16 protein-coding genes are annotated in these 19591 nt (G+C 68.9%); 8 read left to right on the top strand and 8 right to left on the bottom strand.

Features of this window, described 5'->3' with window-relative positions:
- The first annotated feature begins 95 nt into the window (after positions 1-95).
- On the top strand, positions 96-509 hold the full coding sequence (locus ACI38Z_RS07135) for a hypothetical protein (protein ID WP_439789499.1): 414 nt from the start codon (positions 96-98) through the stop codon (positions 507-509).
- Here ACI38Z_RS07135 and ACI38Z_RS07130 read toward each other — a convergent pair.
- From ACI38Z_RS07130 to ACI38Z_RS07115, 4 genes are all read right to left on the bottom strand, one after another.
- Complete coding sequence (locus ACI38Z_RS07130) at positions 506-922, bottom strand: GNAT family N-acetyltransferase (protein ID WP_439789498.1); 417 nt, start codon at positions 920-922, stop codon at positions 506-508. The two genes, ACI38Z_RS07135 and ACI38Z_RS07130, sit on opposite strands and share 4 nt — an antisense overlap.
- 200 nt (positions 923-1122) lie before the next feature.
- A complete protein-coding gene (locus tag ACI38Z_RS07125; protein ID WP_439789497.1) occupies positions 1123-2112 on the bottom strand; it encodes a bile acid:sodium symporter family protein in 990 nt (329 codons plus the stop codon).
- 105 nt (positions 2113-2217) lie between these two features.
- Positions 2218-3642 carry an SDR family NAD(P)-dependent oxidoreductase gene (locus tag ACI38Z_RS07120; RefSeq protein ID WP_439789496.1) on the bottom strand — a complete coding sequence of 475 codons (1425 nt, stop codon included), beginning with the start codon at positions 3640-3642 and terminating at the stop codon, positions 2218-2220.
- Positions 3643-3728: 86 nt separating this feature from the next.
- Complete coding sequence (locus ACI38Z_RS07115) at positions 3729-4316, bottom strand: helix-turn-helix transcriptional regulator (protein ID WP_439789495.1); 588 nt, start codon at positions 4314-4316, stop codon at positions 3729-3731.
- Positions 4317-4854: 538 nt separating this feature from the next.
- Between ACI38Z_RS07115 and ACI38Z_RS07110 the strand changes: the two genes are divergently transcribed.
- From ACI38Z_RS07110 to ACI38Z_RS07090, 5 genes are all read left to right on the top strand, one after another.
- Entirely contained in the window at positions 4855-6648 is a 1794-nt protein-coding gene (locus ACI38Z_RS07110) for an ABC transporter ATP-binding protein (protein WP_439789494.1), read from the top strand.
- On the top strand, positions 6638-8395 hold the full coding sequence (locus ACI38Z_RS07105; protein WP_439789493.1) for an ABC transporter ATP-binding protein: 1758 nt from the start codon (positions 6638-6640) through the stop codon (positions 8393-8395). Before ACI38Z_RS07110 ends, ACI38Z_RS07105 begins: the two co-directional genes overlap by 11 nt.
- Before the next feature lie 82 nt (positions 8396-8477).
- Entirely contained in the window at positions 8478-9485 is a 1008-nt protein-coding gene (locus ACI38Z_RS07100) for a 3-hydroxyacyl-CoA dehydrogenase family protein (protein ID WP_439789492.1), read from the top strand.
- A 42-nt stretch (positions 9486-9527) separates the two neighbouring features.
- A complete protein-coding gene (locus ACI38Z_RS07095) occupies positions 9528-10544 on the top strand; it encodes a DUF362 domain-containing protein (protein ID WP_439789491.1) in 1017 nt (338 codons plus the stop codon).
- A gap of 323 nt (positions 10545-10867) precedes the next feature.
- Entirely contained in the window at positions 10868-11701 is an 834-nt protein-coding gene (locus ACI38Z_RS07090; RefSeq protein ID WP_439789490.1) for a class II glutamine amidotransferase, read from the top strand.
- A 55-nt stretch (positions 11702-11756) separates the two neighbouring features.
- On the opposite strand, the gene ACI38Z_RS07085 is transcribed toward ACI38Z_RS07090, so the two are convergent.
- Entirely contained in the window at positions 11757-13076 is a 1320-nt protein-coding gene (locus tag ACI38Z_RS07085; RefSeq protein ID WP_439789489.1) for a M18 family aminopeptidase, read from the bottom strand.
- Positions 13077-13259: 183 nt separating this feature from the next.
- Between ACI38Z_RS07085 and ACI38Z_RS07080 the strand changes: the two genes are divergently transcribed.
- Together ACI38Z_RS07080 and ACI38Z_RS07075 are read left to right on the top strand one after the other, a co-directional pair.
- Positions 13260-14414 carry a glycerate kinase family protein gene (locus ACI38Z_RS07080; RefSeq protein ID WP_439789488.1) on the top strand — a complete coding sequence of 385 codons (1155 nt, stop codon included), beginning with the start codon at positions 13260-13262 and terminating at the stop codon, positions 14412-14414.
- Between the two features lie 44 nt (positions 14415-14458).
- On the top strand, positions 14459-15427 hold the full coding sequence (locus ACI38Z_RS07075; RefSeq protein WP_439789487.1) for a 3'-5' exonuclease: 969 nt from the start codon (positions 14459-14461) through the stop codon (positions 15425-15427).
- Positions 15428-15480: 53 nt separating this feature from the next.
- Here the strand turns inward: ACI38Z_RS07075 and ACI38Z_RS07070 are convergent, their stop codons facing one another.
- The 3 genes from ACI38Z_RS07070 to ACI38Z_RS07060 all read right to left on the bottom strand — a co-directional run bounded on the left by ACI38Z_RS07070 (position 15481) and on the right by ACI38Z_RS07060 (position 19346).
- Positions 15481-17217, bottom strand: a complete 1737-nt coding sequence (locus ACI38Z_RS07070; RefSeq protein ID WP_439789486.1) for a glycoside hydrolase family 13 protein — start codon at positions 17215-17217, stop codon at positions 15481-15483.
- A 786-nt stretch (positions 17218-18003) separates the two neighbouring features.
- The gene (locus ACI38Z_RS07065; RefSeq protein ID WP_439789485.1) at positions 18004-18261 is read right to left on the bottom strand and encodes a hypothetical protein; all 258 of its coding nucleotides are present in this window, start codon (positions 18259-18261) and stop codon (positions 18004-18006) included.
- Positions 18258-19346 carry a hypothetical protein gene (locus ACI38Z_RS07060; protein WP_439789484.1) on the bottom strand — a complete coding sequence of 363 codons (1089 nt, stop codon included), beginning with the start codon at positions 19344-19346 and terminating at the stop codon, positions 18258-18260. The genes ACI38Z_RS07065 and ACI38Z_RS07060 overlap by 4 nt, the downstream gene beginning before the upstream one ends.
- Positions 19347-19591 lie beyond the last annotated feature (245 nt).

Below are 19591 nucleotides of genomic sequence, written 5' to 3'. Positions count from 1 at the left end.
GGGGGCAGCCATGGCAAGCGGAGAGCACGGCGGTTGTTGGTGGATCATGGTGATAGCGTTTGGCATCGCGGCGGGACTGCTGCTCTTCTCCGAGCTTGGCTAGGCCGCGTCTCCACGTCGCCCGCGCGCCGCTGCGCCGGGACCTGACGGTCCTCGCGGTTGGCTTTGCCCTCTACACCCTCAACAACCTGCTGCTCAAGCCCCTGGCGCTGCCCCCACTCGCATCCTGGCTCGTGCGCGGCCACCTGAACGACGTCCTGTGCGGCATGGCGTTCATGGCGTACACCAACTGCCTGTTCGACGTGGTGCGCCCCGGCGCACGCATCCGCTCCCCTTGGGTCACGGCCGCCTACATGTTTGGCTGCGGCCTCTTCTGGGAGTTCGTGGCGCCCCTCCTCAAGCCCAGCACCAGCGACTGGGCGGACGTCGCAAGCTACGTTATGGGCGCGCTTCTCTACTGGCTCATCGACAGGGCGAGAAGAACGCGCGATGCCACGCCGCAGCTCTAGGCGAGGTCCTTCCAGAAGAAGTGTTGGCTGTGCGGCCCAAGGCAATTGTCGATGCGGAAGAGCTCCGTGTAGCCCTCCTTGCGGTAGAAGCCGGGCGCCTGGAAGCTGTACGTGTTGAGCAGCACGTGGCGGATGCCCGCGGCCCGTGCCCGATCCTCGGCCGTGCGCAGCAGCAGGCTGCCGAGCCCCTGTCCGCGGAAGTCCTCGTCCACAAACAGGAAGTCGACCTCGAGCGTCTGGTAGGTGCTGCCCGCCACGATGCCGGCCACGATCCGCCCGTCGTGCTCCACGTGGAAGCTGAAGTCCTTCTCGTCCTTAAAGAAGGGGCGGTTGTACTCCCGAAGGCGGCGGTGCACCTCTTCCTGCTGGGCCTCGCTGCTGGGCTTGACCATGAGGTTGCGGCTGTCCTCCATGTGCACTCTTCCTTCCGATAGCACCATGACAATCTCCAGACACAGCGTCCCAAGATGCATTCATGCTTGCATTGTTGCAACGCATGCCACAAAGCAAGCACGGCGACCATTGGCGTCTACAAAGGATAGACGATGCAACCGGTTCGCGACGAGCGCCGTGCGCTGTCATGCCAGCCGAGGAAGCCGTCCTTCTCCCCCGCCTATGCCTCCTGGAGGGCATTGCCCTCGGCATCGCCCTCGGTATCGCCCTCGCCCAGGACGCGGCCCACCACGATCTTGCAGATGGACGCGAGGATCTGCTGGAACAGCGTGCCCGCCACCACGGGGAACATCACCTCGGGAGGGAAGAACTGCTGCGCCAGCACCGCGCCCGCGGAGATGTTGCGCATGCCGACCTGGAAGGTGGCCGTGACGGCCTCTGCGCGCGGCTCGCGCAGCAGACGCGCCGCAAGGTAGCCCACCACGTAGCCGGAGCTCGAGAACAGGCAGATAAATATCGCAACCGCCACAAGCGTGGGCGTGAGGTGCGTCATGTAGCTGGAGATGCCGGTGGAGTTGGCGATGATGACCAGCATGATGGTGATGCGCGCGGCGGGCATGAGCGCGGGCGAGAGCACCCGCCTCCCCCACCCGCGCGTGAGGTCGTTTATCGCGACGCCGGCCAGGGCGGGCAGCGCGATCTCGACCAGCATGTCAAACATCATGGTGGCAACGTCCACCTGCACGGTCTGGCCGAGCAGCAGCTTGAGCGTGAGCGGGATGGTCACGGGCGAGAGGACCGTGGAAACCAGCAGCGTCCCCAGGCCAAGCGCCATGTCGCCGGAGCTCATGCCCACCCACATGGTCGAGACCACGGCCACAGGCACGCAGAACTCGAGTACGACGCCCGTGACCAGGTTGGCGTCAGACCCAAAGCACAGCCATCCCAGCGCGCACGCGAGCACCGGCATGGCCACGGCGGAAAGCGCCAGGATCGCGAGCATCGGCAGCGGGTGCCGCGCCGTCTGCCCCAGGTTGCTGAACCGGTTGGTGAGCGACCCCTGGAACGTCATGAACGCGAAGAGGGCAACCACGACGCGGTTGAGCACGTCGACCTGCGTGGGAAAGAGCACGCCGATGGCCACGCATACGGGCGAGACGAGCCACATGTGCGATCCGATGGCCTCTCCCAGCGCGGTCCAACCCCTCATGCGACGCCCTCCCGAATCATCGTGCCGCGTCAGGCCCGGTCCGATTCCGAGCCCGCGGCAGTCACGAGGGTACCCCAGCCGGGTAACGCGCGTGTTTCTCCCCCGCTACGCCTCCTGGGCGGAGGCACCCTCGCAGGCCGCGAGATAGTCCTCGCGTGCGAGCTCCGGGCCCGCGGTGGTGGGCACGGCCTCGCCCAGGATCATCCCCACGTGCGAGAACCAGCTCGTGGGAGCGGCGCCGTGCCAGTGCTCCACGCCCGGCTCCACCACCACGACGTCGCCGGGGTTGAGCAGCCGCGCCTGCTTGCCGCGCTCCTGGTACACGCCCTGGCCGTCAGTCACCATGAGGACCTGCCTGCCGTGGTGCGTGTGCCAGTCGTTGTGGGCGCCCGGCGCGAAGGTGACCACGCCCACGGAGCTGCCGCTCGGGTCCTTGAGGCCCTGGATCATGTTGACGAAGGCCGCGCCGTGGAAGACGTCGTCGGCCACGCGCTCGCCGCGGTCGAACAGCGTGTGCGGCACGCTCGCGGCGGCGCCGTCCTTGCTGTCCCAGGTGTCGGCCGTGGCCTGCGAGCGCACGGCGCGCAGGATGGTCTTGGGCATCTGCTGCTCAAGCTCCGCCATGGTCCAGTGGCCGAACTCGCGGTGCACCTCGCTCACGATCTGCGGCGCGGAGTACCACTCGATCTTGCCGGAGGCGGACAGGCCAAACACCTGGCCCGTGATGTCGCGGCAGTCGTCGCCGCACAGGTACGCGAGGAAGGGAGCCAGGTAGACGGGGTCGGCGTGCTCCGCCTCCACGGCCGCGAGCTTGGCCTTGTCCAGGTGCCCCTCGCCGATGGCCGCGCCGAGCGTGCGCACCGTGCGCGTGAACTCCGCCACGTGGCCGGGCGAGGTCGCGCGCGGGCAGTACGCGTTGACCGTGACGCCATCGCGCGCGAGCTCCTGCGCGGCCGCCTTGGTGAGTCCCACCAGGCCGGCGTTGCCCGCGCTGTACGCGCAGAGGTTCGCGATGCCCACCCACGCGTTGGACGCGCTGTTGAGGATGGTGCCGCCGCCCTGCTTTACCATGTGCGGCGCCGCGTGGTGCATGGTGTTGTAGGCGCCCTTCATCTTGGCGTGCGTCTGGTAGTCCCAGCTCTTCTCGTCCGTGTTGAGGATCGTGCCCTGCCCCAGGCCGGCCGCGTTGTTGACCAGAATGTCTATGCGGCCGTACGCGTCCAGCGCCGTCTGGATCAGCCGGCCCGCCGTGTCGTAGTCGCTCACGTCGCCAAAGAACGGCGTGGCCTCGCCACCGGCCGCGCGGATCTCGTCCGCGACGGACTGGGCGTCGCCGCGCATGCTGATGACGCGCTCGCGCTCCTCCTCGGGCAGGTCCGCGTACTGGTCGCGCAGCCTCGCGCGGTCGAGCGGCTTCCTGTTGTTCGTCACGACCTTGGCGCCCTCGCTCGCCATGAACAGGGCGATGCCCCTGCCGATCCCCTGGCCGGACCCCGTGATCACGGCCACCTTTCCATCAAGGTATCCCATGGATGCCCCCTTCTTTACGTTGGCTTCTTAGGTAAGAAGAACGTGCGCCCTCGGCTGCGGGCGCCCCGTCCCATGCGTCCGCGCGGCTAGCCGTCGCCTCGCGAGAACATGAGGTTCAGCCGCTGGATGAGCGCGGCCTGGTTGTTGACGCCCAGCTTGTGGTGCATGTGTTCCATGTGCTTGTACACCGTGGCGCGGCTCACGCCGAGCACCTGCGCCACCTGCTTGGGCGAGTGGCCCTGCACCAGCTCATAGCCCACGGACTTCTCGCGCGGGGTCAGGCGTGCCGCGTCGCTGGCGGGCCCACCGTCATGGCCGGCTGCGGCCGCGTCGCCCGCGCGGGCGTCCGCTGGCGCCGTGACCAGGTCCGTCAGGCCCGCGCCCGGGTCCCGTGGCGGCTCCACGTAAAAATTGCGGTACAGCGCGTTGATGTGCCGGTTGCAGACCGTGAGTACTTCGAGCTCGGTCGGCGTGGGGGCGTGCCCCCGCTCCCCGCGGTCGAACGCGAGCACGACGCGGGCGCGACCCTGCGGGTCGTACAGGCAGGAGCCCACGGACCAGCGCGTGCGCAGGCGCGACACGTACTCGCGCCAGAACCGTGTGTCGTGCGGCTCGCGCGACCAGTCCAGTACGGCCGGACGGTAGGGGTCGCCGTGCAGGCGCGACTCGAGCACGCCGATGTCGCGCGCGGCGCGCTCGACCGAGTAGGCGCCCTCGTGCGACCATGTAGCGCTCCACGTACTCGCGTGCGAGCGTGCGGCTCACCCCCAGTAGGCGAACGTTGGAGAGGCGGCCGTCCTCTCCCAGGAAGAAGACCGTCGCCGCGTCGTACGGGAACACCTGCCGCAGGACGACCGCCGCCGTCACGCAGAAATCGGTCGGCACGCTCACGCCCTCGCACTTCGTCAGCACGCGGTCGATGTCGGCCCAAGTCCTTGCGTCCAGTGACATGTCATCGCCCTTCTCGCCCAAAGGCCGGTCGATTCCGGCCCCTCCTCGTCCATTCCCCACAGGACGTCGTTCAGTCTCGCGCCCGCGCCGCGTCCGCCCCATACGCAAACTTGCGTAATTAGGTCGTACGGGCTGGTACAGAGGCCGTTCTGCACATCAGCCACACCGTTCGTCCATGTTTTAAGCGTTTATATAGCCTTTACCTAAGTTTGGTAGCATCTGTGCCTGTCATGCAGAGAGGGATTCTGGAGGCGAGTTCCCATGCAGGGGCACGCGGGCGAGAAGGACACGGACGCGGCCGGGGCGCCCACCCCACCGCGCATCGCACCGTTCATCCGGCCGCAGTGGCGGCTGCTCGTGGTCGTGGGCGTCACGGGCGTCGTCTACAACCTGGGCATGGTCGCGGGCCCCTGGCTCGAGGGCCTGCTCGCGCAGCGGCTCGCCGACATCCTCGCGGGCAGGGCCGTCGCGTCCTCCATGGTGCCGCTTGCCTGCGCGTACGTGGGCGCCATCGCCCTGGTGCAGCTCATGCGCTACCTCAAGCGCCTCTACGTGCGCAAGTTCGCCAACAACGTCAGCCGCGTCATGAAGCGCACGCTCTACCGCAACCTGCTGCGCGCGGACCGGCGCAGCCTGGAGCGCGAGGGCGTGGGCAGCCTCATGACCAAGGCGATATCGGACGTGGACGACTGCGTGGAGGGCGTTCGCAAGTTCACGACGGAGATATTCGACACGGGCGTGGTCATGGTCGCCTACGTCGCGACGCTCCTCGCGTACGACTGGCGCATCACGCTCTTGGCCATGGTGTTCCCGCCGCTCTCCTACGTGCTCGCCGCCCGCATGAAGGGACCCGTCACGCGTGCCACGGGAGCCGCGAAGCGCAGCGTCTCGCAGATGGCTGCCGCCGCGCTCGACCGCGTGGAGGGCGCCACGTCCTACCGCACGCTCGGCCTGGAGGGCGTGCGCGACGGCCTGTTTGAGGCAAACCTTGCCGACTACGAGCGCAAGGAGACCCGCGCCAACGTGCTCTCGACGGCGCTCATGCCCGTCTACCAGGCGATATCGCTCCTCGGCGCCGGCACGGTCATCGTGTGCGGCGCGCGTAACGTCCTGGGCGTGGGCTGGTCGCCGTGGAACATCGCGGCGTTCACCACGTTCTTCTCGGTCTACACCAAGCTCGCCGTCAAGTCCTCGCACGCGGGCAAGCTCTTCAACGCCGTGCAGCGCGCGCAGGTCTCCTGGGCGCGGATCCAGCCCTACATGGGCCAGGCCGCGGACGGGGGCTCCGTGCGCGAGGGCGACGCCCCGCGCTTTGGCCAGCGCCTCGAGGTGCGCGACCTTGGCTTTGCCTTCCCGGGCGCGGCACCGCTCTTCCAACACGTGACGTTTTCGGTCGCCCCCGGGCAGGTCGTGGGCGTCACGGGCGAGGTCGGCTGCGGCAAGTCCACGCTGGGACGCCTGGTCTGCGGCGAGCTCGATCCCACAGAGGGCAGCGTCCGCCTGGGCGAGAGGGACGTGGCCACGCTGCAGCGGCGCGATGCCGGCGTCACGAGCCGCCTCGGGCACGACCCGCAGCTCCTGGACGCGACCGTGGAGGAGAACGTCCTCCTGGGCGACGATGCGGACCCGCGCCCCGACCTGCGAAGGGCCTGCCTGCTTGACGACGTGGAGCGCATGCCCCGGGGCGTCCGCACGCCCGTGGGCGAGGGCGGCGCGGCGCTCTCCGGCGGGCAGCGGGCGCGGCTCGCCCTCGCGCGTACGTACCACTTCGCACGGCCGCTCGTGGTGCTGGACGACCCGTTTGCCAGCGTCGACCTGGCAACCGAGCGTCAGGCCTGGCAGAGCCTGCGCGAGCTCGCGCGGCGGCGCGGCATGGCCGTCGTGGTCGTGTCACACCGCCTGCTGCACTTCCCGGAGCTCGACGGCGTCGTGTGCCTGCACGACGGCACCGCAAGCTTCGGCACGCACGGGCGGCTGATGGAAAGCTGCCCGCAGTACGCCAGGCTGTACGGCCTGCAGGCCAACGGAGGGGAGGTCGACCTCGATGCGCGATAGAGACACAAGCGGCACGGCGTCCCGGGCGGCGCGCGGGGCGCGTTCCGTCCGCGGCGTGTTCGCGGCCGTGTTCCGCACACACGTGGGGCTTACCGTCCTTCTCGCCCTCGCCATCGTCGCGACGGTAGTGACGTCGCTTTTACCGCCGCTCGTGCTCGCACGCGTGGTCGACGCCGTAGCGGGCGCGCGCAGGGGCGCCGCGGCGGGACTCGACGCGTCGCTCGCGGGGCTCGCCGCCGCCTACCTGGCGCTCGTGGTGCTGCAGGGCGCGGCCGGCGCCGCGCAGGAGGGTGCGATCGCCGTGTTTGGCCAGAAGGTCACGCACGCGCTGCGCTCCTCCATGGCCGCCAAGCTCGACCGGCTGCCCGCGGACTACTTCGTGCGCAACGCCGCGGGCGCCACCACGTCGCGCCTCGTGAACGACGTGGACGCCGTGGAGTCGCTCTTCGCGTCCGGCGTCGTGGGCATGATAGGCGACCTCTGCCAGGTCGTGGGCATCGTGGGCATCGTCTGGTGGCACAGCGTGGGGCTGGGCGTCGTGCTCGCCGTGTCGCTCCCCCTCATGTTCCTGTACACCCGCCACGTGCAGCGCGCGACGCTTGCCGCGCAGACGGACAACCGCGTCGCCGTGGCGCAGGCCAACGAGCAGATACCGGAGACCCTGCGGACGCTCCGCACCATCCGCCAGCTGGGCCGCCAGGCGTTCATGGCGCACCGCTATGCCGCGGCCGTCGACCGCGCCTTCGACGCGCAGGAGCGCTCCAACTTCTACGACTCCGTGTACTCCCCCGTCGTGATCACCACGAGCTCCGTCGTGATCGGCGTGTCACTCTCGCTCGCGGCGCAGGGCAGCGGCCTCGGCCGGCTCTTTGGCGTGACGGTCGGCGGCGCCGTGGCCGTGATCTCGTACGTGCAGCAGGTCTTCACCCCGCTCTCGGACATCGGCATGGAGATCCAGTCCATCCAGCAGGCCGCCGCGGGCGTCCGCCGCATCGACCAGCTGCTCGCGGAGCCGGAGGAGCCCCAGGAGCCACCGGTTGAGAAGGACGCGGCGCCTGCGCCGGCAGCGCCTGCCAACGGCGCCCCCAACCCCGTCGTGGCCGTGGACCACGTGACGTTTGGCTATCCCGGCCAGCCGCCCGTGCTGCGCGACTTCTCCCTCGCGGTGGCGCCCGGCGAGCACGTGACCCTGGTGGGCCGGACGGGCGCCGGCAAGAGCACGGTGCTCAAGCTGCTGCTGGGGCTGTACCGCCCGCAGGAGGGCGAGGTCCGCGTGCTGGGCCGTCGCGCGGGCGCCATACCCGCCGCCGAGCGCCGCCGCAGCTACGGCTACGTGGAGCAGGACTTCCGCCCCGTCCCGGGCACCGTATGCGACCAGGTGTCCCTGGGCGACCCGTCCGTCACGGCCGCGCAGGTGGGCGCCGCGCTCGACCGCGTGGGCCTGGGCGGCGTGGTGGCCGCGCTCCCCCAGGGCGGCCAGACGCCCTTTGGGGAGGCGTCCTTCTCGCAGGGGCAGCGCCAGCTCCTCAACGTCGCCCGCGCCATCGTGTGCGACCCGGGGCTCCTGCTGCTGGACGAGGTCACGGCCAACCTCGACTCCGCCACGGAGCGCCAGGTCATGGGCGCCCTCATGGCCGCGAGCGACGGCCGGACAGTCGTGTCCGTCTCGCACCGGCTCTTCGAGCGGCAGGGCGGCCGCCTCGTGCGCGTGGGACCCGCGGACGAGGCGCAGCCGGCCGGGGCCTGACCTCCCCGCGCCCCCGCGCCATCCGCCCGCGCCAGCGCTATAGTTGCCCCAGACAGGCAAAGCAAAGGGAACGGAGCGGCACATGGGCAACACGGACACGCCCGCAGAGGGTCAGAAGAACGGCACCTTCGGCGTGGAGGGCATCCACAGGATCACGGTCGCCGGCGCAGGCACGATGGGGCACTCGATGGCGCAGCGCTTCGCGCAGTACGGCTACCAGGTGACGCTCTGGAACCACCGCCAGCCCACGCTCGACCGCGCGCGCGAGGCCATCGCGCAAGACACGCAGAACCTCGTGGACCAGGGAGACCTCGCGGCGGCGGACCGCGACGCCCTTCTCGCCCGCATCGCGTACACCACGGACGCCTCCGCGTTTGCGGAATGCGACCTTTTGGTCGAGAACATCGTGGAGAACCTGGACCAGAAGCTCGCGTTCTACCGCGAGGCGACGCCCCTCGTGCCGGCCGGCGCCATCGTCGCAACCAACACGTCGGGCCTCTCCATCAACAGGCTGGCCACGGCCGTCGCGGACCCCAGCCGCTTCCTCGGCATGCACTGGTTCAACCCGCCCGCGCTCATCCCGCTGATCGAGATCATCCGCAACGACGCCACCCGCGATGACGTGGCGCAGGCGGTCTTCGACCTCAGCCTCGCCATCGGCAAGAAGCCGGCCCTGGTCCAGAGGGACGTGCCCGGCTTCGCCGCCAACCGCATCCAGCTCGCCGTGCTGCGCGAGGCCTGCGACCTCGTGAGCAGGGGCGTCATCTCCGCGGACGGGATCGACGCGGTCATGAAGTACGGCCTCGGCTTCCGCTGGGCGGTGCTCGGCCCGCTCGAGACCGTCGACTTTGGCGGGCTCGACACCTTCGACCACATCGCGGAGTACCTCATGCCCGACCTCTGCGACAGCCACGACGTCCCCGCCCTTCTCCACGACCACTACGAGGCCGGCGAGCTGGGCGTCAAGACCGGCCGGGGCTTTCACGACTACGCCGGCGACAAGGCCGCGCTCGCCACGGCGGAGCGCGACCGCAAGCTCCTGGCCGTGTATCATGCGCTGTATGGCGAGAAGGACGGGGCGGTCGAGTAGCGCCCCCTCCCCGATCGCAGGCGTCGTCCCTAAGGAGGAGCCATGGCGGCAACGCACCCGACCCCCGGCACCAACGGCAACGTGTACGTCCCCTACGAGGACCGCACGGGAAACGAGTCCATCGTCTACTTCACGCGCGACCTCTCGGCCACGGGCCTGCAGAGGGCCTATGAGATGGTGCACGCCCGCGTCCACGGCAAGGTGGGCCTCAAGCTGCACACGGGCGAGCAGCACGGGCCCAACATCATCCCGCGCCCGTGGGTGAGGGAGCTGCGCGAGGCCGAGCCCGAGCTGGCGGACAGCAACATCGTAGAGACCAACACGTACTACGCGGGCGACCGCTACACCACCGAGCAGCACCGCAAGACGCTCGAGGTCAACGGCTGGACGTTCTGTCCCGTGGACATCATGGACGAGTCCGGCACCGCCGACCTGCCCGTGCGCGGCGGCAAGTGGTTCAACCACATGAGCGTGGGCAACGGCATGCTGGACTACGACTCGCTGGTGGTGCTTACCCACTTCAAGGGCCACGTGCAGGGCGGCTTCGGCGGGTCAAACAAGAACATCGGCATCGGCTGCGCGGACGGCCGCATCGGCAAGAAGATGATCCACACCTGGCCCGGCGCCGACCAGTGGAGCATCGCCAAGGAAGAGTTCATGGAGCGCATCAGCGAGTCCTCCAAGGCCACGGTCGACTTCTTCAACTCCGACGGCCGCGCCATCACCTTCGTCAACGTGATGCGCAACATGAGCGTCAGCTGCGACTGCGAGGGCGTCCACGCGCAGCCCGTCGTGACGCCCAACGTGGGCATCCTCTCGTCCCTGGACATCCTGGCGGTGGACCAGGCCTGCGTCGACATCGTGTATGCCATGCGCGAGGACCAGCACCACGACCTGGTGGAGCGCATGGAGAGCCGCCACGGTCTGCGTCAGCTCTCCTACATGAAGGAGCTCGGCATGGGCAACGACCGCTACGTGCTGATTGACCTGGACGACCCCGCCATGCCGCGCATCCACCCCTCGGACTGCGTGCGCGACCTCAAGCCGTTCGAGGGCTAGGCACGGCCAGTCCCGGGCCCGCACGTCAGACATCGCGGCACGCCACGGCCGCCGGCACAAACCCAGCGCCGGTGGCCGTTTTTTGCGCGTGTGTGAATTCCCACCCACGCGCTTGGTTTATTGGTACCATGTCACGCAAGGGTTCGCGAGAAGTGCGACCCCTGTTGTCGAGCATCCGTCCGTTGGGAGGTCCGGGCATGACGTGTCGTGGCACGAGCTGTAGCTGTCGCCGTTGCGACGTCGCACGTCGCGCGTGCGCAACCCGGGTCTGATCTCTCACGGCAGGGCACCGCCCGCCGCTCCCAACGGAAGGAACCAAACCAATGTGCGAGCTCTTCGCCGTAAACTCCAACGTCCCCGTGAGGGCCAACGCCTACCTTCGGGAGTTTTTCTCGCATAGCGTGGACAACCCCCACGGCTGGGGCATATCCTGGCGCAACGGCGACCCGTGCGACGAGTCGTCCGTCACGCTCGTCCGCGAGGGCATGCGCGCCATCGACTCGGACCTCAACTGGAAGGTCCTCGGCAGCCCCATCGAGCAGACGCACGTGCTGGCGCACATACGCTACGCCACGGGCACGGACACGGCCGAGCGCAACTGCCACCCGTTCTTGACCTGCGACCTCAGCGGCCGCTACTGGACCATGATTCACAACGGGATCCTCTTCAACGAGGGGATGACCTTCCCCTATGAGGCCCGCACGGAGGGCGAGACGGACAGCGAGCGCATGGCCGCGTTCCTCACGGACGTGGTGGACGAGGCCTACATGCGCGGCGCGGCACCCACGTTCGACACGCGCTTCGACGCGCTGGCCGGCGCCATCGCGCAGCTGGCCAACCGCAACCGCGTCAACACCATCATCGACGACGGCGAGTACACCTACGTGCACACCAACACGTCCAAGCCCACGCTCTTCTATCGCGAGCTCAAGGGCTTCGCGGGCGAGAAGGACGCGCGCGCCATCGTCGTGAGCACCAGGCCGCTGGGCGGCGATGCCGAGGCCGCGGCCTGGAGGCCCGTGCCCGGCAACCGCCTGATCGCCCTGCGCGACGGCAGGCTCGTGCGCACGTCCGCCCCGCACGGCTACCAGTTCTGCGAGGCCATCCTCGACCTGCAGCGCAGGATGGGCGTGCGCCCCGAGGACTACGTGGCGTAGGGGCCACCGCAATAGGCGGCAGCCCCGGACGCGTGTCCTTCTCCCCCGCAGTCGTCTACCTAAAGGTCACGGACTCCGCGCCGTCAATCTGCACGTCCGTGCCGTAGAACGCCTCCAGCGCGGCGATGCCGTAGGCCGTGTCGCACACGCCGGCCGTCTCGTAGCTGGAGTGCATGGCCAGCTGGGGCAGGCCCACGTCCACGGCGTGCACGCTCACCTGCGTGTTTGAGAGGTTGCCCAGCGTGGAGCCGCCCGCCATGTCGCTGCGGTTGGCAAACGTCTGCACGGGCACGCCCGCACGGCGGCAGAGCTCCGCCATGACCGCGCGGCTGAAGGCGTCCGTCGTGTACTTCTGGTTTGCGGCCTCCTTGATCACGATGCCGTGGTTGAGGAGCGCGCGGTTGGCCTCGTCGCTCTTCTCGGCGTGGTTGGGATGCACCGCGTGCGCGTTGTCGCAGCTCACCAGGAACGACTTGGCAACGGCGCGGGCCAGGTCCTCGTCGCCCTTGCCCAACGCACCGTTGATGCGGCGCAGCGTGTCGCGCAGGAACGTGGAGAGGGCGCCCTGCTTGGTGTTGGAGCCCACCTCCTCGTTGTCGAAGCAGGCGAGCACGCTCACGTCGTGCGGGTTGGCCGTGGCGAGGAACGCCTTGAGCGAGACGAAGTCGCACTGCAGGTCGTCCAGCTTGGGCGAGCTCACGAACTCGTCGGCAAAGCCCCACACGCTTCCCTCCTGGCGGTTCACCAGGAAGAGGTCGCGCGCCACCACGTCGGCCGGGTCCACGTCCAGCGCCTCCGCGACCATGCGGTCGAAGTCGCCGCGGTGAAGCTTGCCCGAGCTGAAGAGCGGGCACAGGTCCACCTGGCGGTTGAACGCGTAGCCCTTGTTGACGTCGCGGTTCATGTGCACGGCCAGGCTCGGGATCAGCAGCACGTCTCGGTCCACGCTGAGCAGCCGGCTCCGCACGCCGTCGCCCTCGCGCACGAGCACGCGACCCGCCACGGAAAGCGGCCGGTCCAGCCACGTGTAGTCGATCATGCCGCCGTAGCCCTCCACGTCCAGGCGCAGGTACTCCGCCGGTCCCTCGAGCTCGGCCACGGACTTGACCTTGTACGTGGGCGAGTCAGTGTGCGAGGCGCACATCTGGAAGTGGTAGCTGTCCAGCTCCTCGCCCACGCGCCACGCAATGAGGCTCGACCCGTTGCGCACCGTGTAGTACAGCCCGCCGCGCGCCACGCGCCACGGCTCGCCCTCGGGAAGGTACTCCGCACCCGCCGCGTCCAGGTACGAGCGCAGCGTGTCCACGGTGTGGAACATGCTGGGGCTCCTGCGCACGAACTCGACCAGCTCCCGCGATGTCTCTACGTCACCCATGCGTCTCCTCGCTTCCGCCGCCGCGCCGCCCGGCGCCGCGGCCTCGTGTTGTGCCCCGTGAGCATAGCACGCCGCACGCCGGCAGGCTGGGCGCCGCGCGTCCCAAATGCCTACACTGGACGGAGGCGGCACGATCGCATAGCCGCACCGCGCCCCAGCCAGCTTCACGCAAAGGAGAAGAACGTGCGCATCGTCCTCGCATCTGACTCCCTCAAGGGAACGCTCTCCACGGACGACACCGCGGAGCTCCTCGCCGCGGCCGCCGCGCGCCACCTGCCGGACGCCACCTGCGAGGCCGTCCCCATGGCAGACGGTGGAGAGGGCACGGCGGAGGTGCTCGCCCGCGCCTGTGGCGGCACCATGCGCTCGGCACCCGCGCACGACGCGCTGGGCCGTCCCTGCACGGCACGCTATGCGCTTCTCCCCCAGGGCGAGGCCGTGATCGAGATGGCCGCGGCGGCGGGCCTGCCGCAGCTCGCGCCCGAGGAGCGCGACCCGGAGCGGGCCTCCACCTTTGGCGTGGGAGAGCTGGTGCTCGACGCGCTGGACCACGGCGCCACGAGCCTGACGCTGGCCCTGGGCGGCAGTGCCACAAACGACGGCGGCGCCGGCTGCATGCGCGCGCTCGGCTTTGGTCTGCTGGACGCTGAAGGTCGCGAGCTCGCCGGTCGCGGCTGCGACCTGGCGCGCCTCGCGCGGATCGACGCCACGCACGCGGACCCGCGCCTCGCGCACCTGAGCGTCACCGTGATGTGCGACGTTGACGCGCCGCTCCTGGGCCCGGGAGGCGCCACCATGGTCTACGGCCCGCAAAAGGGTGCGGACGCCGCGGCGCTCGAGCGGCTCGAGGCGGGCATGGCCAACTACGCCCGCGTGCTCGAGGCCACGTTCGGCAGGGGCTTCGACGTGCCCGGCGCAGGCGCCGCAGGCGGCATGGGGGCGGGCTGCCTGGCGTTCCTGGGCGCGCGCCAGCAGAGCGGCATCGTGCGGGTGCTCGAGCTCGTGCACTTTGACGAGCTGCTTGCCCGCACGGACCTCGTGGTAACGGGCGAGGGCCGGCTCGACGCCCAGACGGCCCACGGCAAGGTGGTCGCGGGCGTGGCGGCGGCCTGCGCGCGTGCCCACGTGCCGTGCGTGGCCGTGGTGGGCTCCATCGCCCCGGGGGCGCACCCGCCCGCGGGCCTCGCGGCCACGTTCCCCACGGCGAGCGGCCCCATCACGCTCGACTACGCGCTCGCCCACGCCCGCGAGCTCTATGCCGAGGCCGCGGACAGGCTCTTCTCGACCATCGCCCTCGGGCGCTCGCTCGGCGGCGTCCGCGCCACGCCAAACTGCTAACCTTACGTACACAGGAGTTCACAGGACTCACGTTAGGACACGCAATGAACCTCGCTCAGGCAATAGAGCACGCAAACGCACTGGCATTCCCGGGCTTCCTCACGGACGACCAGGCGCTCACGGACGAGCGCCGCAAGAACGAGGAGGCCGTGGGCCTGCTGCTCGACGCGTGGAGGTCCGCGCCGGCGGGACAGGAGCCCTTCTCCTTTGGCCTCATCCAGTCGCTCGCGGACCAGAACCGCGTCATCTGCGACAAGTACGGCGCCGCGCGCCTGCGCAACGACTCCAACGACTACAGCCTCGCGCGCAAGCTGCCCGACGAGGACCTCGTGCGCGCCGTGGCCACCATGCAGCACAGGGACGAGAGGGACGTGGCCGCCTCGGCCGGGCCCATGCTCCAGGACCTGGGCGTCGCCTACACCGAGGCCCCCGTGTCCGGCACGATCATGGGGATCGACCTGGAGACCACGGACCGCTACCCGGACCGCGGCTACATCATCAACCTGGGCATGGAGTTCATGGACCTTTCGCCCAAGGCCAAGCCGCACGACGGGCACACGGCCTACTTCGGCATCCCCTCCATGTACGCGGAGGCGGGCGTGCCTCTGAGCGACATCCACCACATCACCTGGGACGACCTCAAGGGCAAGACGCCCTTCCGCGAGGCGCGGCGCGAGCAGGAGGCGCTCCTCACGGCGTTCAAGACGTTCCCGATCATGGCGCACAACGCCGCGTTCGAGGACTCGTGGCTCACGCTGCACCTGGACGGCTACGCCGAGGCGCGCAAGGCCGGCCAGATCGTGGTGATCGACTCGCGCGACATCTGCCGCCGCGTGGACCCGGACTACAAGACCCTCCCCCACGACTCGCGCCCCGCGGCGCTCGAGAGCTGGGCAAAGCGCCGTGGCGTGCTGACCGGCGCGGAGTCGGAGGTGCACCTTGGGCTCGACGACGTGGACCTCATGTTCAAGACGGTCCAGGCCGAGTTCAAGGAGCGCAACATGTTCGCGTAGCGGCGGCCACGCCCACACAGCCGCCCGCAACAGGTGCGGACGGCGCGACCGGGCTACTCCACCAGTATGGCGTCGCGGCCAAACACGTACACGCGCGTCTCGTACGGGCGCAGCGTGAGCTGGTTGGCGTCATCCGTCCCCGCGTCCTGCACGTAGTAGTTGGACAGCGCGAGCACGCCGCCCGTCAGGTTGCCGTACGAGTCCGGCACGCCAAACGTGACGGGGTCCTTGGAAAACGAGCACATCACCAGCAGTCGCGACCACTGCGACTCGCGCGCGTACACGTACACCTTCGTGCTCGCGCGCTTGAACTCGTGGTAGCGGCCGTTGCGCACCACGGGCAGCAGCCGACGCAGCCTGATGGCGTGGCGGTAGAAGTTCAGCGGGGACATGAGGTTCTTCTCCTCGTCCTCCACGTTCACCACGTCGTGGTTGGGGTTCACGGGCATCCACGGCTCCACGTCGCCCAGCTCGGGCGAGAAGGACGCGTTCTGCCGCGCGGACCACTGCATGGGCGTGCGGGCGTTGTCGCGGGTCGCGCGCGAGACCACGGTCATGGCCTCCTCGGGCGTCTTGCCCGCCTTGATTAGGGCATCGTAGTGCGCGATGGCCTGCGGGTCCCTGAGCTCGTCCGCGCTCTTGATGTGGGCGTTGGTCATGCCCAGCTCCTGGCCCTGGTACACGAAGGGCGTCCCCTGCTGAAAGAGGTAGCTCGCCGCAAGCGCCGTGGCGGACTCCACGCGAAGGTCCTCGCTGCCGTAGCGGCTCACCACGCGCGGGTGGTCGTGGTTCTCCAGGTAGAGCGTGGGCCAGGCCTTGCCGTCGAAGGTCTCCTCCCAGTCCGCGTAGGCGCGCTTGAGCTTGCGGAGCGAGAACGGCTTGGGCAGGTACTCCGTGTACATGCAGTCCGCGGACATGTGGTCAAAGCCAAACACGAGGTCGAGCGCGCGGTCGCCCGCCTGCTGGCGCCGCACCAGGCGCAGCGCCTTGCGCGCGGGCAGCATGGGCGTCTCGCCCACCACCATGCAGTCGTAGCCGTCCAGCACGTCGCGGCGGAACTGCACCAGGTACTGCATCAGGTGCGGGCCAAAGTTGTAGAGCCTGAGGCCACGGCTGCCCGGCAGGGCAAAGTGGTCGTCCGGCAGGCCCTTGGGCTTGCTGATGAAGCTGATCACGTCCTCGCGGAACCCGTCCACGCCCCGATCGAGCCAGAAGCGCATGATCCCCTCGACCTCCTGGCGCACGGCGGGGTTGTCCATGTTGAGGTCGGGCTGGCGCTTGTCAAACAGGTGGAGGTAGTACTCGTCCAGCGCCTCCACGTACTCCCAGGCGCTGCCGCCCGTCAGGCTGTCCCAGTTGTTGGGCGGCATCGGCTTGCCGTCGCGCCCCTTGCGGCCCTTGCGGAAGAAGTAGTAGTCGTGGTAGGGCGAGTCCGCGTCAGCCAGCGCCTGCCTAAACCACTCGTGCTCGCTCGAGGTGTGGTTGATCACCAGGTCCATGATCACGCGCAGTCCGCGGTCGTGCGCGCCGCGCAGGACCTTGTCGAATATGTCCATGTCGCCCAGGGCCGGGTCGATGGACGTGTAGTCGCTCACGTCGTAGCCAAAGTCCGCGTTGGGCGAGGGCGTGAGCGAGCTGAACCAGATGCCCGTCACCCCCAGCGACTTGATGTAGTCCAGCTTCTGGTACACGCCCCACAGGTCGCCGATGCCGTCGCCGTTGCCGTCGCAGAAGCTCCGCGGCCATATCTGGTAGAACACCATGTCCTTGTACCACTCGCTCCGAGCCATGGCCCCTCCTTATGAACAGCCCACCGGGACAGCGCACGGCCGTCGCCGCAAGCGCCGGGTCGCAATGCCACCGACGCCTCATCGGGTCCCTATGTGGGCGCTTGAGTCTGTCTCTCCATTTTGCTTCCGCCACCCAAAATTGCAATACGAATCCATGCACAAAAAAGGGGCGAGAAGAACGGTTCCTTCTCGCCCCTAACCTCTTATGTGGCGGAGTCAGTCCGCGTGGCTGTTAGTGTGGTACCTCTCCTTAATCGGCCACCCCCTAACGGGGTGTGGCACAACCTGCTGGGACAGCGGGAACCTTGCCCGCGTACGCTAGAACTTTGGTCTCACCCTCTTGCTGGTCCCGCCTAGCGGGACAACCCATATTCCCTAGAGCTTGCGACCGCCCTCGCGGTAAACGCACAGGCTCGAAAAGAATCCCTACCGGGTCAAAGCGGGAACGCGCCGATTTCGCCATCTTCCGGGTAAGCTCAAAGCCTGGCGAGCGTCCCACCCGTACGTCTGCCTTCCGGATCCCGGCTGTGCTCCCACAATCTGGGTCAGGACCGCGGTGCCCAAAAGCTACCGCTCATCAGAAGAGCCTAGTGGTCCTTGGGCAGACGCACTGAATGGCAGTCATCTATGCCCATTGGACTCACCTCCCGAAGCTCCAGGTCGCCACCCTGGCGGCCTTTCCATCTGTCCTCATTCTACCCGTGGCGGCCCATAATATGCAAACGGGCGGATACTTTTTTGTTACGGAAAAATGTACAGGTCAGCGCCCCGCACGCGTACCCAACACTAGCGTGGCTTTTTGTGCGTGAGGTGCCACCCGCCGCAGATCTCGCACTTGTATGCATAGAGCTGGGGAGCATCCTTGCGGCTCGCGCCGCGGGACGCCGCCTTCTTGGCGTCCGCCCTGGACTCGTAGCGCCGCTTTCTCTCGCAGGCATGGTAGTCGTGGTCGTGCACCTTGGCCGCGTCCACCGCCTGGCCGTGTATGACGCGACCGGCCGTGGGGTGCCCCTTGGCCGAGTTGCCGTTGCGGTGGTGGCTCATGCCTCGTCACCGGAGGCCGCGTCCTTCTCGCCCTTCCTGTCCTTCTTGCCGGACTTGTGCTTCTTCTTGTCGTGCTTCTTGTGCTTGGCGCCCTTGTCGTGCCCGCCGGGCTTGCCGTCCCCCTTGCCGGACTTCTTTCCCTTGCCTTTGCGCTCGCCGGCGGGAAGCGGCACGTCCGGGTTCCACGCGCGGTGCAGCGTGCGGCTCATCGCGTCCCACGGGAGCTCGAGGTTGCACCAGAGGCTCATCTGGAGCACCCAGAGCTGGACCGCACGGGCGAGGTCCACGAACTGCTCGTACGTCTCGGCGCCCTCGAGGTAGCTCGCCGCCTCGAGCAGGATGAGCCGGGTGTCGATCATGTGCGCGGAGCTGCCGAACGCGTCCGAGAAGAACCGGCACTGCTCGGCCGCGACGGCACGCAGGGTACGGACGCTGCCGTTCTTCTGCCGCGCCATGCGGACGAGCACGAGGAGCATGTCGGACAGGTTGACGAGCTCGCCCCACGCGTACGCCCAGACGCCCAGCTCGCGGGCGGTGGTGGCGTTGCGGGCCACCATGTCGTCCAGCTCGACGGGACGGTCGAGCCAGATCTCGCGCAGCAGCGCCTCGAAGCGCGCGACCGGCGGGACAGCCTGGCGGCGCGGTGTCGTCTTGGGTCCGAGGTGGCGCTCGGCGCCGGTGGCCTCGTCCACCGAGACGACCTCGCAGTGGACGCGCAGGCCGTGGCTGCCCCACACCTTGACGTACAGGTGCCGGAGGCGCGGGAGGTCGTCGGGCCTGACCTGCGCGACCTTGGCGCCGGGCGCGAACTGCTCCATCGGCTGTGTGAAGATGCAGATGGCGCTCCAGTCATTGTAGAACGTGACGTCGCCGGGGAGGGTCTCCTGCTGGACGTTCTGCCGCTCACAGTAGTCGCGCGCGGGCGTCCCGAACGTGAGCTCGCCGTAGCAGACGTCCGCCGCGAAGAGCAGCGAGTCGAACCCGCCCGCCGCCTCGAGCGCCGCCACTGCCGCAGGCGCCTCCGCCTCGCACAGGTCCGCGTAAAAGACCTGCTCGCCAACGGTGATTCTGAGTCGCTTTGCCATGTTGGCCCCCTCAAGACGGTGCGGCGCGACGGGATCGCGCGGCGGCGTTGCGTAAGAGTCAAGTCTAGGGCAGACGCGGGCTCCCGCAAGGCCCTTTCGACCGGCGGCATGTCGCAAGCGGCCCCGGCGGCGCCATCCGACACCATCGCGCCGCAGGCGGATGGCAGAGAGGCCCCCGCGCCGTCCCTGGCGAATCGCGGCGAAGCCGCGAGCGACCGGTGCCGTGCACCGGGAGCGCTGAGCCA

Origin of the sequence: Parafannyhessea sp., from assembly GCF_051876455.1 — a bacterium.
Lineage (GTDB): Bacteria > Actinomycetota > Coriobacteriia > Coriobacteriales > Atopobiaceae > Parafannyhessea.
Note: the sequence above shows the minus strand (reverse complement) of the source record. Positions and strands in the feature narration are given on the sequence as shown.